At 27.4% G+C, this 14,296-nt stretch carries 18 protein-coding genes and 2 pseudogenes; 7 read left to right on the top strand and 13 right to left on the bottom strand.

What is annotated here, in order from left to right:
- The 6 genes and pseudogenes from H8R92_RS12730 to H8R92_RS12710 all read right to left on the bottom strand — a co-directional run.
- Window positions 1–180, bottom strand: a pseudogene (locus tag H8R92_RS12730) (IS5/IS1182 family transposase); the annotation flags it as partial.
- A gap of 718 nt (window positions 181–898) precedes the next feature.
- Entirely contained in the window at window positions 899–1,117 is a 219-nt protein-coding gene (locus tag H8R92_RS12725; RefSeq protein ID WP_186835649.1) for a glycosyl transferase, read from the bottom strand.
- Window positions 1,118–1,166: 49 nt separating this feature from the next.
- Window positions 1,167–1,289 (bottom strand): hypothetical protein, encoded by a 123-nt coding sequence (locus tag H8R92_RS13390; protein ID WP_279287111.1) that lies wholly within the window; start codon window positions 1,287–1,289, stop codon window positions 1,167–1,169.
- A 453-nt stretch (window positions 1,290–1,742) separates the two neighbouring features.
- Window positions 1,743–2,282, bottom strand: a complete 540-nt coding sequence (locus tag H8R92_RS12720; protein ID WP_186835648.1) for a VanZ family protein — start codon at window positions 2,280–2,282, stop codon at window positions 1,743–1,745.
- A gap of 350 nt (window positions 2,283–2,632) precedes the next feature.
- Window positions 2,633–3,370, bottom strand: coding sequence for a Fic family protein (locus tag H8R92_RS12715; RefSeq protein WP_186835647.1), 738 nt, complete (start codon window positions 3,368–3,370; stop codon window positions 2,633–2,635).
- A 138-nt stretch (window positions 3,371–3,508) separates the two neighbouring features.
- Entirely contained in the window at window positions 3,509–3,745 is a 237-nt protein-coding gene (locus tag H8R92_RS12710; RefSeq protein WP_186835646.1) for a hypothetical protein, read from the bottom strand.
- A gap of 200 nt (window positions 3,746–3,945) precedes the next feature.
- Here H8R92_RS12710 and H8R92_RS12705 point away from each other — a divergent pair, with 200 nt between their 5' ends.
- The 4 genes from H8R92_RS12705 to H8R92_RS12690 all read left to right on the top strand — a co-directional run bounded on the left by H8R92_RS12705 (window position 3,946) and on the right by H8R92_RS12690 (window position 5,254).
- A complete protein-coding gene (locus H8R92_RS12705) occupies window positions 3,946–4,374 on the top strand; it encodes a hypothetical protein (protein WP_186835645.1) in 429 nt (142 codons plus the stop codon).
- A 93-nt stretch (window positions 4,375–4,467) separates the two neighbouring features.
- Window positions 4,468–4,653 carry a YvrJ family protein gene (locus tag H8R92_RS12700; protein ID WP_186835644.1) on the top strand — a complete coding sequence of 62 codons (186 nt, stop codon included), beginning with the start codon at window positions 4,468–4,470 and terminating at the stop codon, window positions 4,651–4,653.
- A 117-nt stretch (window positions 4,654–4,770) separates the two neighbouring features.
- Window positions 4,771–5,070, top strand: a complete 300-nt coding sequence (locus tag H8R92_RS13545; protein WP_186835643.1) for a DUF1659 domain-containing protein — start codon at window positions 4,771–4,773, stop codon at window positions 5,068–5,070.
- Window positions 5,036–5,254, top strand: a complete 219-nt coding sequence (locus H8R92_RS12690) for a DUF2922 domain-containing protein (protein WP_186835642.1) — start codon at window positions 5,036–5,038, stop codon at window positions 5,252–5,254. Before H8R92_RS13545 ends, H8R92_RS12690 begins: the two co-directional genes overlap by 35 nt.
- Before the next feature lie 178 nt (window positions 5,255–5,432).
- Here H8R92_RS12690 and H8R92_RS12685 read toward each other — a convergent pair whose 3' ends face one another.
- The 5 genes from H8R92_RS12685 to H8R92_RS12665 all read right to left on the bottom strand — a co-directional run bounded on the left by H8R92_RS12685 (window position 5,433) and on the right by H8R92_RS12665 (window position 9,849).
- The gene (locus H8R92_RS12685; RefSeq protein WP_186835641.1) at window positions 5,433–6,596 is read right to left on the bottom strand and encodes an abortive infection system toxin AbiGii family protein; all 1,164 of its coding nucleotides are present in this window, start codon (window positions 6,594–6,596) and stop codon (window positions 5,433–5,435) included.
- A gap of 4 nt (window positions 6,597–6,600) precedes the next feature.
- Entirely contained in the window at window positions 6,601–7,404 is an 804-nt protein-coding gene (locus H8R92_RS12680; protein ID WP_186835640.1) for an abortive infection system antitoxin AbiGi family protein, read from the bottom strand.
- A 363-nt stretch (window positions 7,405–7,767) separates the two neighbouring features.
- Entirely contained in the window at window positions 7,768–8,511 is a 744-nt protein-coding gene (locus H8R92_RS12675) for a rolling circle replication-associated protein (protein ID WP_186835639.1), read from the bottom strand.
- A 359-nt stretch (window positions 8,512–8,870) separates the two neighbouring features.
- Window positions 8,871–9,575 carry an ORF6C domain-containing protein gene (locus tag H8R92_RS12670; protein WP_243166668.1) on the bottom strand — a complete coding sequence of 235 codons (705 nt, stop codon included), beginning with the start codon at window positions 9,573–9,575 and terminating at the stop codon, window positions 8,871–8,873.
- Window positions 9,576–9,693: 118 nt separating this feature from the next.
- Window positions 9,694–9,849: a hypothetical protein gene (locus H8R92_RS12665; protein ID WP_022167717.1), complete on the bottom strand. Its 156-nt coding sequence runs from the start codon at window positions 9,847–9,849 to the stop codon at window positions 9,694–9,696.
- Window positions 9,850–10,053: 204 nt separating this feature from the next.
- Between H8R92_RS12665 and H8R92_RS12660 the strand changes: the two genes are divergently transcribed.
- Genes H8R92_RS12660 through H8R92_RS12650 form a run of 3 tightly spaced genes read left to right on the top strand, consistent with a single transcriptional unit; the run spans window position 10,054 to window position 12,153 of the window.
- Entirely contained in the window at window positions 10,054–10,194 is a 141-nt protein-coding gene (locus H8R92_RS12660; RefSeq protein WP_243166667.1) for a hypothetical protein, read from the top strand.
- Window positions 10,195–10,227: 33 nt separating this feature from the next.
- Complete coding sequence (locus tag H8R92_RS12655; RefSeq protein WP_186835638.1) at window positions 10,228–10,476, top strand: ImmA/IrrE family metallo-endopeptidase; 249 nt, start codon at window positions 10,228–10,230, stop codon at window positions 10,474–10,476.
- A gap of 39 nt (window positions 10,477–10,515) precedes the next feature.
- Window positions 10,516–12,153, top strand: coding sequence for a recombinase family protein (locus tag H8R92_RS12650; protein WP_186835637.1), 1,638 nt, complete (start codon window positions 10,516–10,518; stop codon window positions 12,151–12,153).
- A gap of 47 nt (window positions 12,154–12,200) precedes the next feature.
- Here the strand turns inward: H8R92_RS12650 and H8R92_RS12645 are convergent.
- Together H8R92_RS12645 and H8R92_RS12640 are read right to left on the bottom strand one after the other, a co-directional pair.
- A pseudogene (locus H8R92_RS12645) lies at window positions 12,201–12,986 on the bottom strand (FAD-dependent oxidoreductase); the annotation flags it as partial.
- On the bottom strand, window positions 12,983–13,975 hold the full coding sequence (locus H8R92_RS12640) for a sulfide/dihydroorotate dehydrogenase-like FAD/NAD-binding protein (protein ID WP_186835635.1): 993 nt from the start codon (window positions 13,973–13,975) through the stop codon (window positions 12,983–12,985). The gene H8R92_RS12640 and the pseudogene H8R92_RS12645, both read right to left, overlap by 4 nt.
- Window positions 13,976–14,296 lie beyond the last annotated feature (321 nt).

Here is a 14,296-nt window from a genome sequence, read left to right as displayed (position 1 = left end):
TTTAGCTGGTAAAGTATTTTTAATATTCTCATCTATTTCATAAACTGATTTTCTTAATTTCTTAGAACGTTCTTGTAACACTTCACGTGGTGATTTTTGACTATATCTTGCTGCCGTATACGTAGCATCAACAATGATTGACTTTGATTTTATTATTCCTTTTTCAAGGGCGATTTCAATCTGTCAACTTTGAAAAAGTGGACTGCTACTGTCCGTAGAACTATAGTTTAGAGCTTTAAAAAAATTCTTTTATACCTTCAGTGATAATAAATAGTTAAATAGATTTTTATGAAATAAAATAAAGATTAGATTACAAGATAATAATAAATGAATTATTTTTAAAGGTTTCCTTTAAGCGAAATAAGGATTACCAGGAATGAAATGTGATTTTTACTGCTTAAGAGGAATACCTACAAAAAATCTTATTTCATGTAAGGTAATCTTTATGGAGCCAATGGGTGATACGAAAAAAACGTTTAATTGAGTAGATAATAAAACTAATGCATCAGAATACAAAAGCATTAGTGAGTGAAAGGAACGGTTGCTTTTAGGATTATGATGCAATTGTTTTATTAAATAAAATTAATATTTCCTTACTGCCGAAGGCTATGAATTCAAAGCTTAATAATTAATTCGTTTATCCATGTATAGAAAAGTTTAATTTGTAATACTAACTGTAGATAAAAGTTCTATGAATAGTTTTTGATTAAAGATAAGTGAATTAAAGATTAAGGTTTTCTTTTTAAAAATAAATGCTCTCTTTTGAAGCTTAGCTACATATGAGAGCATTTATTTTAACCTATATTAATTTATGCTATGTAAATGATATATTTAAAAGGATCAATAAATTGTTGGTTCTTTTAGTTCATTATTTATTAAAATTATGCATCAAAACATATTACTTTTGTTTATGTTCAACAAATAAATTTATTAACCCAATACTAAATACTAATACTCCAATTAGCATATATGAATGAATAAATCCATTTAATAATGCTTCAAATTCCCCAGTTAAATTTCTGTTTGCATAAATAATATTAAGCGTTGTATAACCTAAAGGTGAACTTAATATTAGTATAGTAATTCCAATTAAATAATATTTAATTTGATTTTTCATAAAGTCTAATCCCCCTATATAGTTTTTAGTTGTGAGCAATATAATACAATTACTTATTCTGATTAATTCCAGAAACAGATTTATATAAACCTAAAATAATAAAAACTCCACCTAATAAGCCCTGTAAAATTGATGCAATTTCACTTCTTAGTGTGTTACCTATTGCCATCATAATAAATCAAACTCCAATAACAATAACAGCAATATAACTAATTACTTTACTAATACTCATATTTATCCCCTCATAAAGTATAAATAACCTTTAAACAAAACCTTATCATAAAATTTGCTTCAAATTTAGAATACAAATGCGTATAATATAATACGATTACACACTGCTTTCTTATTTAATTATACACAAATAACGGTAAATATTAAACATTATTTACCATTAAAGATAAATGAATTAAGGATTAAGGTTTCCTTTTTAAAATTAGCTCTGTTTTAAATCAAGGTTGATAATAGACAGTATAAAAAATCCTCCCATTATAGAACAGTTTTATTATTTTAACTGTCTACTATAATGGGAGCATATCACATAATATCTTGTCCACTTTTATTTTAAATTGCAATAATTTAAAGTTGTTCACTTGAATTTATTGGCTAAATTATACCTGAATACTAATTATTTAACATATATATTTTTTTGTTTAAGTTTTACAGTTGATAACAGAAACCATAATTCGTATCCAATAAATGTTCCTAATGTATTCATTAACATATCATCTAATTGAACAAAACGTCCAGTAAATGTTTGAACAGATTCAATTACTATTGAAAAGATAATACCTATTAAAATTCCATAAATTTTCTTCTTATGAAGTTTATTGAAAACTATAGGAGAAAAAAATCCAAAAGGAACAAATAAAATAACATTAAGTAAAGTTGCCATTGATAAACCTTCCTCAAAAAGACTAAAAGAAATATGGGCATCACCATTAAATATTGAAGTTGTACTAAAATCTCCACCAATAATTCCTGTGATTTTTAAAATAGCTAAAACAGTAAGAATCCATGCAAATTCACATAAAAGTTTCATTGGTTTAAATTCAAATTTTCTTTTTACTAAGAATTTTACACCAATAAATGTACAAATAATAAAAAGGGCTACGGGTGCTAAATAAACAAAGGTTGCTATTCCTATTCTCAAATAATTCATTAACATATTTATTCCTCCTACTTTTCTACATTTGATAAATGATAAAATACAATTATTCAAAACTATATATTCTTATTATACATAATTTGTGAATTATAACTCCATAAATTATGTAAATAAAATTAAATTTATGTAAATATTAGGTGTCTATTTTTGAAATCTATTACCATAGTATAACTATGTGATATATTTACTGTGAACTATTAAGTTTTTAATTTTGAAAGTTTCTTTTTCTCTATATTGCAACCTATTTTCAGAAAAGTATCACATATCAACCAATATTTAAAACATAGCCTTAAAAATAAATCCTCTCTTTTGCAGCTTAACTGCATATGAGAGGATTTATTTTTAACACCTTAGATTAATTCATTATATTTTTTATAGTTAAATCCATCGAAAAACGTTATACATTTTTCTAATATAAACTTTATTACTTCATCAGCTTCTAAAGTTTCATAAAAATCTAGCATTAATTTATTATACTCAACCTTATATCTAGCTGGTATAGAAAGTACTCCTATATCATTTGATAACAGGATAAGGTTTGATGAAAGTCTAGCTGTTCTCTTATTTCCATCATAAAAGAACTGACAGTAAGATAGCCATAGATTAAGTATAATAGCTTTTTCAAGTAAATTATCTATAGAATTTATTTTATCTATATCAGCTTTAAATACTTCCTCTAAATCCTCATAATTAATACACTTATATTCAACAGTACCTGCAATTCCAATGTTACCCTTTCTAAAGTCACCTACTATTAATGCCTCATCTTTAGCAACTTTACTATGAATATCACAAATAACTTCTTTGTTTAACTCTAAAGAATTTGTTCTACTCAAATTAACAACATAATCCCATGATAACTTTATATTTAGTATTTGATTTTGATCACTTAACTTATGGCCACCAACAGTAATGCCATCAAGTAATGTTTGTACCTCTGGAAAAGTAAATGGATTATTTTCCAAATTTCCCATATCATAAACAAACTCACTAATCATCTGCTTAACATAAGTTAAAATATATCTTTTATCTCCATGTGGTAATTCATCTTTAAATTTATATCTATATCTAGGAATAAATGTATCCATAGCCAACACCTCAAATAAATATTTATTATTTTTCTCTTACTATTATACACCAAGATTATTCTAGCTTAAACAAAAATTGAATTATTGTTAAGCTGAAATTTCATAGCTAGTATTTATATTGTGACATTCCTCTCAAGCTTATAGTGTAAAGCTACTAACAACCTTAGTTGTCTTTTTAATATAATCATCTACCAGCCCATCAATGCCATCACAAATAAATTTTAAGCTACAGGTCTCACAGTTCTTAATTATATTTTGCTCTATAAGTGAACACTTAAGCTCATCATTATATGTTGAATTTCTAATTGCTAAAGCAATACAGAATCTGTCATAAACTTCTCCCTCTTCAGTAATTTTAATTCTATTAGATGCCATGATACCACACCCCTTAAATTTTTCTTATTAAAGATATATGGTTTAAAAACTAATAATTCAAATTCAAAGGATATTTTTTATTAATAAACCTCATAATACCTGATGTTTCCCGCATATTCTTTTATATATGAAAATATAAGAATATCCATATAACCATTCTTCTATTCCCATATATATTCAGTACGAAAGGGGTGTTTTTAGTGGGAAGAACTAAAGGGTTAATTATAGATCCAAGCGACATATGTTATGAAGAAGAATGTGAAGAAATAGGTTTTGAAGCACCTGGTGAAATAAAAGGTAATTTAGTAGAAGACTTTTCATTTACAAATGAGCCAGTGCAATTTGCACATACTACTCCAAATACAAAAGAAAAACCTAAAGTAGAAAATCAAAAATCTAAAAACAATAATACGGATATTTTAGATATGAGAAAACTATCAATAGTAAATGGACTTACCCCTCCAATAGATGGAGAAAAGCTAGAATATAAAAGATGCTATATGCTAAGATTCTCAACACTAAAGAAGCTAGAACAAATCAAAGCCATGCATCCAGATATAATTTATATAAGCTCTATAGTAGATATGGCAATCAATCATTACTTCCATTGTCTCTTTGATAATGAATAAATCAGTATGAAAACTTACTGATTTATTTTTTTATAAACAAATAACCTATAACTTCATGTTTTCAAAACATATATATTATTTGGAGGTGATATCATGGAAAATTTAGATCTTATATCATTAATAGGCAGTACTGGCTTCCCAATAGCTATTACAGCCTATTTATTGATTAGACTAGAAAAGCAACTTACTTCACTATCAAATAGTATAAATACATTAAATACCATTGTTTCAGTAAAATTAGGTGCTGTTGTAAAAGATGAAAAAGACAACGCCGCATAATATAAAAAATCTGATAGGCCAAAAGTTTATCAGATTTTTTATATTTTAGTATTAAATTTTGATTTCTTCTTTTTAAACCATATATATTAAATACCAAGCTACAAGGAGGTGAATAACATGGCAGTTTCAAAAGAATTAATGACAACTACTTTAAGTATTGAAGTAGAAAGCGGTGTTGATAAAGATGGTAATCCATCATACAAGAAAAAAAATTTTTCAGGTATTAACGGAGATGCTACACCAGAAGCTCTAGCAACAGTTGCAGATGCAATTAAATTAGTGTTAGCTAATCAAACTAGATACACCTTAGTTAATGAAATCTCTATGCTAGAAAATAACGCTTATCTTATTAATTCAAATCTTATAGAAAGGAGGAAAAAACATGGAATACTCATTACAAATGGTCTTTTTATGTGAGAGTGGTGAAAAGAGTTCAATTACAATTTCTGATGTAAAACCTGGACTTACAAACTCAGATGTAATAGCACTAATGGACACTATTATCGCAAGTAATGTCTTTGAAACAAGTAAAGGTGCATTAATTAGTAAATACAGCGCTCAAGTTGTACAAAGAGAAGTTACAAAATGGGATCTTAACTAGTCAAAAGGCATTGGATTTCAAATCCAATGCCTTTTTGTAATTAGTACTCTATTTGCACCATTAAATTATTAATGTTATATATATTATATAATATAATTAAAACCTTATTTACTTATGATAAGATTCTATGTAATATCTATAAATACTAATATTATTATGGCTTATACTATACATTATTTTAAAAACTATTATTTATTTTTTCTCTGTATGACTTAACCTCTCTTTTATCTGTAAAAAATCTAACACTTTTTATTACTCCTTCTTCTGTTACTGCCTCTACTTCCATATCATATTTAAATAAGTCTACTTTATCTTGTAATGTTATATTATTAATTTTAAAGTTTGATAGTGTTATTACACAATATAACTCTAGTGGCGTCTCTAAAATTGAATATTCTTTATACTCTTCAAACTGAAAAGCCATCTCATCTTTATAATTAATTTCATCAGTTTTTATCTCATTTTTAAAGCTTAATGTGAATTTTTTTGTATTAATATTTTTTTTAAAATCAGTATTTTCTATAAATGAATTATATAAAGCCTTTACTATTTCAACATCTTCATTTAAAATATTAACTTTGGGTTTAATTACTATTCCTAAAAAACCAGATAATGCATTAACCTTTTCCCAAAAATCAATTAACTCTGCAAAGTTATTATCATAATCTTTTTCCTTAATACATCCATTTATTTCATTATTCCCAATTACAACTTTTCCTTTTTTAAATCTGTCATATATCTTAGAAATTTTTAGTATTTCTTCTACTGTTTCAGCCTTATCTAGTCTTATTTTTAAATCCATACTCATACTATGGTTAATCTCATCTATAATATACGATACTTCCATAGACTCCATATCAATAGATTTAAATAATGATTTTTTTAAATCTGCAAGTGGCTGCCTTTGTATTTTTACACTTATATATTTTCCATCTTCATATTCAATCGGAAGTTCAAATGGCTTAGGAAATGCTTTAGGCTCAATAATAATAGTACTATGATCAATCTCCACATTCTTTAATGGCAACTTTATTAAATCACTCACATTTAACTTATTACCATTAATTTCTATTGTGTTAGATTTTATCCTTAATTGCTTTTGTGTTCTATATAAATACTCCATTAATTCATCTGGTGTTTTAGCATTAAATTCATTATCTTTAATAAAATCGACTGAAAAATTAATTTCCTCTCCTTCTGGAATTAAACAACATGTATCCTTATCCATTTGTACATATTTAAATCCACTAGGCAATTCTTCACTTAATGCTTTAATTATAGGTTCTGGAATCTTGTCCATAGATTTTTTTTTATCAAAAGCTTTATTAAAACTTACAAACATAATATCACCAATCCTTATTCATAATATCATATACTACTATTTTAGATATTAAAATATATTTATCTAATTCTTCAATTGTAGTAATACTCAATATAAATTCTATTAATTCTTTCCTATATTCTTCATTTTCAACCATTAAATATTCAATGTCACATACATCAAAATGCAGCCATAATTCTTTTATTTGAGTAATTCCATCTGAATATGAATTATAAGCTTTATCATTTTCTAAATACTTCTGTGGAATTATTAAATCTATTCCATGTTCCTCCTTTATATTAGGAATAAACCTCCACTCTTTTTCATCTGTGAAATTTTTACTATCATATTTGCCCTCTCTTCTCATTGATCCAATTATTGGTTTCATAAATAGAAGATGGCTTAATAAATAATTTCTATACTCATTAATGTTATCATCACTATCATCTATATTATTTAATGCTTTTGAAAATAAATATGATATATCTTCCTTTATAGATGAATTTTTATTAATGTAATGAATTGGTTGAATTCCACTATTTATTCCCCATGTTTTATTTAATCCAATTCCAAATTTACCATAATAATATACATGTCCATCTAGTTTTGAAAGATTAATATCACAAAAGCATATCATAGGAAATACTATTTTATTTAAAGATTCAATATTTAAATAATCAATTGATTCCTCATAATATCTTGGTATTATTGCTTTTTTACTTATTATTTCTTTTAAATATTCTATTTTCTTCATAAATTTAAATAATACATTTGCACTTTGCTTTGAAGGTATATACTTCTCATTTTCTATATTTTTTTCTTGTAACACTTCAGGTTCTATTAACGTAATATTATCTTCTTTTTTAATTTTAATCCCCCACTTTGCAACTTATTGATAAATATATAATTTATTGTTATTATATCATATAATATCTCTGTCTTTTAAATAACATTATGCTATTGATATTAATTTTCTAAGCCTACCTTTTTTCACTTATTTATTATACAATTCTCTTTTAATTACTCTAAATTATTAAATTAAATAAAAATTTCTATTTCACTCATAATTTTAGTAATTTATATATTAATATAATTTACCTAACAATTCTATAATTCCCTTTATGCTTTATAAATCTAAAATAAATTCATACATATATTCACAATAATAATTCCTCTATTAATTATTTATATCCTACTCACCTCTTCTCATTTTTATATAAATATAAATACCACCATCAACATCATTAACTACAACATCATGGCCAGTATAAATAAACCTAGGATAAAGCTTCTCAAAGACTTCTCTTTCCCCTTGGTTTTGTGATAGCTCATATAATTTTTTATTTGAATACTTATAATCATTAATCTTTGGCATTGGTATAACTATATTCTTAGATTGACTCCATCTTTTCTTTCCTCTAGGATCCTTTGAAAGATAATTTGCTAGCTCTTCAAAGCCTAGTTCATTAGCTTGCATTCTATTTGCATTAGCTGTACCTTTTCCCCATAGTTCTTCTGCCTTATCTCTATCCATACCAGATATTATAATATGGTGGTGAATTCTTGTTTTTGTTCTTTTATCATCTGTAGCTTCTCTATATTCTAAAACTGCTATATATTTTAATTCATCAAGTCCATTCTTTTTCCTAAAGTTTTTAATTCGCCTAATATAATTATTTCTATCACGAATAGCAGCCTCTTCACTTTTTGGAAGGTTAGCTGCATCATAACTAAGACTAACTATTAAATCTTTATTATCAAAGTTAGCATGAATTCTTCTTCTTAAATTCTTTCTTGCATTTTTATCATTCAGATTCTTTTGTTCTTTTCTGCTCTCCTTCTTTTTCTTTGATCTACTTTTCTTTTGTTCATATTTAGAAATAGGATATATTTCTAAATATTTACCACATAGAAATCTCTTCTCTCTAATAGCCATACCCTTTACCCCTATAACTTTATTTCTTAAATTTAAATAACGTTCTAAAGATAATACCTATTACAAGCTCTCAAAGGCCTTAAATTAAGTACCTTTAAAAAAACAGTTTATCTGTTTATTTACAGAGAAAACTCCCTATTATATAATAAAAATAGAGAGTTTTATTAAACTTTTCATCAAGACACATTGAGATTAATCTTGCCGGATTGTCAATGTGTCTTTTTACTTGTATAAATATTATTTTCATAGCTTAATCTCCAAAATCTTAAGTGTACCAGACTATTTAATATCTAAAATTCTTGTCCCCATTTTTAGAAACTTGTATTTTACTAAATTCTTCTTCTGTTAATTTCCATATTTTACTCCTGCTCATTTAATAATTTAATTTCATTTTCTAGCACTAATGGAGCTTTATAATTAATAATTATTTCTTTTGCCATTTCTAGCTGACTTCTCTTTATAGCTTCATATCTTACTACTCCAAATTCTCTTCTTATTTGCTGCTGGATATCACTGTATACTTTTCCTCTAAGTGAATTATCATTGTAAGCTATGCTCCTGTATCCACCTAAAGCTTCTATACCTTTCTTTCTAACTAATGCTTGTATCTCTTTGCAATCTATTTGAAACAAAGGCATGTCCTCTTCTAGCTTATCTACTTTATTTTCAACTTGTATTATTTTTTCTTGCTGTTCCTTTAAAACTTTAAACTGTAACTCCATTAATTCCATTGGACTTAGTTTTTTAACTTCTTTTAGTTTCTTTTCACAGTTAATAAAGTATTGTCTAGCTATCTTTCCTTTTTCTGTTCTTTGTATCATTGATATTTCTTTTGCCATATCTATAGAAATTGCATGATCTATTACTGTAGTCACTGGATTCTTTAAATTATTGGTTGCTCTTTTTTGAGCCACCCTTATAAAATCAATCTCTTCCTCAAATCCATACTCAACCATTCTTGGAAACCAATCCTTATACTTCGTCTTTATTTCTAAAAACTCATGTAATTCTCTACCGCTTACTAATTGTCTACCTTCTCTTTCTATTATCTTAATTAATTCCATTACTTAATCACTCCTTTTCTAATTAACTTCTTAGCTACTTATTAATTTCACCCTTTAACAAATTCTTTATTATGTTAATCCTTACTCTATTAAGGCTAATTAGCCACTTTCTCATAAGTTAATCGAAGTACTTACAATCATTTTCCTCAAGATAATCAACAATTAAATCTATTTCCTCAGAGGTAAACTTTTGTATTGCAATATCTGTTAATGTATCTATTAACTTGTTTTCTAAAATACTCATATCCTCTGGATAAATACATGTAATCGTCACTATCTGGCCTCCTATAAATTAATAATCTATACTATGCTTGTACACTTCTTCTTGTTACAATTAAAAACGCAATCACACGTTATGTGTTATTTCTTCTTAAAAAAAATCTCATCAACACATGCATCTCCAAAGTTAGCTTTAAATTTTTCCATAAAATTATAGCTTGGATTTCTTAGTCCAAGTTCAATCTTAGAATAATAGTTAATGAATACAGAGACTTTACTATTTAATGGTGAACCAGCTTCAGAAGAAGCTATCCAAAGTATTCTTGATGCAATGGAAATGGGTATGGCCTTTGCAAAAGAAAAGAATAAGAAGTACACACCCAATAAATATAAAAAATAATATATAAAAAACATAAGATGTAATGCTTAATTAATGGAACGTCATGTCCTAGCACATGAACTTGGCCATGCAATTCTTCATCCAAAGACTAATATTACCTATTTAGAAAGTAACACTTTCTACTCTAAAGAAAAGATTGAGATTGCAGCTAATACTTTTGCAGCTGAATTACTTATTGAGGATTCACTATTTGATGAATATAAGAATCATGCAATTGAAGAAATGGCCGCTACAGAAAATTTACCTATAGAACTTATTAAGATAAAGCTAAATTATATTTAATTTGTAATAAAATTGCATATACTAAAACGAGGTGATTAGATGAAGATTGCTATTTACTCAAGAAAAAGTAAATATACAGGTAAAGGTGATTCCATAGGGAATCAAATTCAAATGTGTAAGGACTATATAGAGACTCATTATAGAAATAATGACCCTGAATATATCATTTATGAAGATGAAGGATTTTCTGGTGGAAATATCAATAGGCCAAAGTTCCAAAAGCTTCTTAGTGATATTAAAAAAGAAAAATTTGATATTTTAATATGCTACAGGCTTGATAGAATTAGTAGAAATGTATCTGACTTCTCCACTACCTTAGAAGAGCTTCAAAGCTATGGAGTTGACTTTATAAGTATTAAGGAACAGTTTGATACAACTACGCCAATGGGTAGAGCTATGATATATATAGCTTCTGTATTTGCACAACTGGAACGTGAAACCATTGCTGAGCGTGTAAGAGATAACATGGTTGAACTAGCTAAGTCAGGAAAATGGTCTGGAGGTAGAACTCCACTTGGCTTTGATAGTGAAAGCTCATCTTATATTGATGAAGAAGGTAATGAAAGAAAATTAGTTAAGCTTGTGAAAAATGATGAAGAACTACAATTAGTTAACTTAATTTATGATACCTATCTAAAAGAAGAATCATTACATAAGACAGAAGTTTACTTTGCTTCTCACAACATTAAATCAAATAGAAATATTCTTCTTGAAAAAACATCATTAAAGGTAATATTAAATAACCCTGTTTATGCAATAAGCTCCCCTGAACTTAAGAGGTGGCTTGAGGATGATGGATGGAATGTATATGGTGAACCTGATGGCAAACATAGTTATCTTAGCTACAATAAGACAAAGCAAGTAACTAGAAACGGAAAAGCAACTAAAATATTAAATGATAAAGAAAATTGGATAGCTGCAATAAGTAATTGCCCTGGCATAATTGATGCAGATAAATGGATTGCAGTCCAAGAGCAATTTAAAGGCAATAGAGGTTCATTCCCTAAAAAGGCAAGAACCCACAATGCAAAACTTGTTGGAAAGATTTATTGTGCCCACTGTAATAACTACATGCAGGTAGTTCATGGAAATATTAAAAAAGATACAGGAAAAAGGCAATTCTACTACTCCTGTTCATTAAAAAAGAAATCAAAAAGTGAACTATGCAAAAATAAAAATTTAAAGGTAGAGGATGTAGAGAATTTATTACTCCTAGAGCTAGAAAAGCTAGGCAAAAATAAGAAAAGCTATATCCAAACCTTAAAAAAGAAAAATGAAGCAGTAAAGAAAAATAAAGATATAAAACTAAAGCAAAATTCAATTCAAAAAGACATTGAGGCTAAACAAAAAATTCTAAATAATCTGGTAGATAAGTTAGCAGTTGCTGATGATATAGACAATATAATAATACAAAGAATACGAGCCACTAAAAATGAAATGCAAGAGTTACAACAAGAATTAGATAAAATCTCAAAAGAAATCCAAGATTCAAACTACAAGAAATTAGACCTAGACTTTATAGAAAGCTTGCTAGAAAAGTGTGCTGATATAAGAGAACTAGATTCTAATGAACAAAGACTCCTAATAGGTGTTTTAGTAGATAAGATTCTATGGGACGGAAATACTCAAGATGTAACAGTATATTTCATTGGAAGTGGAGACGTAAAAAAAAAGTAGATTCTCTACTTCCCGGTTTATTCCAATTGTTGCAAATTCAACCACACAGCATGTCCTGTGTCTAAAAGCACAATATTTTCGGCAAACTCCTTTAAAGCATATTGTTGGCATACTTTTGTACCAAGTTTTTTATAATTAACATCCTCTTTTGGAATTTTAAGAACCACTACTCCCTTTTCATTTAATTCTTTTCTAATATCTTCAGATAAACTTTCTTTTGCAAGCTTACATGATCCTGACATTGCACCTAATTCATCACCACTACGCTCACCTTGAATATCAAAGGCTCCACATCTTTCACTAATACTTATTCTAGGACCAAAAGATGGACACCTTAATACACACATTGAACATCCATTTCCATAACGCAAACAATTCCCCATTGGTCCAGTAGTTCCTGTTGTTTCAATAAAAACATCACCATCAACATAGCTTTCATCACTTAATAGCAATCTTTTTATCTTATGATCTTCCATTTCAACATCACGAACACGCTTTTCTAGATGGAGGTTTATGTCTAAGGAAAGTATATATTCTCTTACTCTACCTTCAATAATATTTACATCATATAATGTAGCATGCTTATGACCCGGAAAATCTATATTTTTATGAGTACAGTATACATCAGTAAGATTTATAAGGTCTCCTCCTCCTAATGCAATAAGTTCTTCAGCTGCTGTATATCTACCGTTATTTCTCATTATCCCACCAACATTACCAAGACCTAAAAGCAAATCTGTTTTTTCATATATATGAACTTCAGCACCAGCCTTTTTAGCAGTAATTGCTGCAGCACATCCAGACCATCCACCACCAATAACAACAACTTTCATATAAATCTCCTCCCTTCAAAAATGTCCCTTGGATTTGCTTGTACCTTACAGAATCTCTTTACTCTATGTCCTGAAAATCTTGTAGTACAACTACCACATACTCCTTCTCCACAACACATTTTAAAATTATTACAACAGGATAAATAAATATCTTTTCTTTCTAATTCGTCTAGATAATCAATGACCTTAAAGGTTAAAATATCTGCACCAGCAATGTGAATTAAATTTATATTATTATATTTAATAAGTGATTTAATAGAAACCTTTGCTTCTGCAGATAATTCACCTTTATCAATTAAATTCATTTCCTGTGGAACTACCTCTAATGATTTAAGATACTCTGTAACATAAATTTCTTTGAAAGGAGATTTATCTAAAATTACAGTTAATTGATTATTATTTTCTTTAAGCCTTTTAATTACAGGAAGCATTGGTGCCATACCAATTCCCCGTGCTAAGACAATAACATTGTTGTCCTTTTGATTTTTAATATTTTTAATACCAAAAACTCCATTCCAATAAGGTCCCCTTATAGTAATATTTTTACCTTTTTCTATCTCAAGAAGCTTCTTTGTTTTAACTCCTTTAATCTCAATCATAACAGATATAATATCAGAGTCAATATCTGACTCTAGTATTGAAATAGGAACATCAAAATAAATATTTTCTTCTGTTCGTATAAAAATAAAGCTTCCTGGCTTAGATAAATCTATTACTAATTTATGAGGAGCTTTAAACTTAATCAATAGAACTTCATCATCATATAAAGCCCTATCTTCTACAATGCAATTATATGTTTTTCGTCCTTCTTTTGCTTTATTTCCATTATAATAAAATTCCTGATAGATACAAACACCTTTCCAATTTAAACAATCACAAAATGTACTACCATGAAGTTGTGAGCAAAGAAGGCATTCTCCAGATTCCGCTAGTTTACAAGGACAATACTCTGTACCAGCATCTATACAATCAATATTTTCTTTAAACATTCTAACTCCTAAAAAAATTAATATCCTCTATATAAGTTATTAAAATTCTTACTTTTTGTGTATTATTTATTATCATTATATTCCATAATAAAGTTGATATTGCCACGCCCACTTTGTGGCATCAATCTTACAGTTTTAAATCTTGAAATCCATTAATATACCTAGCTTTACAGCTTTAAAAATTTTATACTTTCTTAATTATAAAAAAGTGGCTTTCGCCACGCTCCCTTCGGGAATTTAATTTTAAGTATTCTAAAAGGCATAGAACTAACATCGGTTCTATGCTATATTTTTCCTATTAATTAATACTTTATTCCGTAT

Origin of the sequence: Clostridium lentum (assembly GCF_014287815.1) — a bacterium.
GTDB lineage: Bacteria > Bacillota > Clostridia > Clostridiales > Clostridiaceae > Clostridium > Clostridium lentum.
The sequence above is the reverse complement of the archived record's forward strand: the minus strand, read 5'-3'. Positions and strand labels throughout refer to the sequence as shown.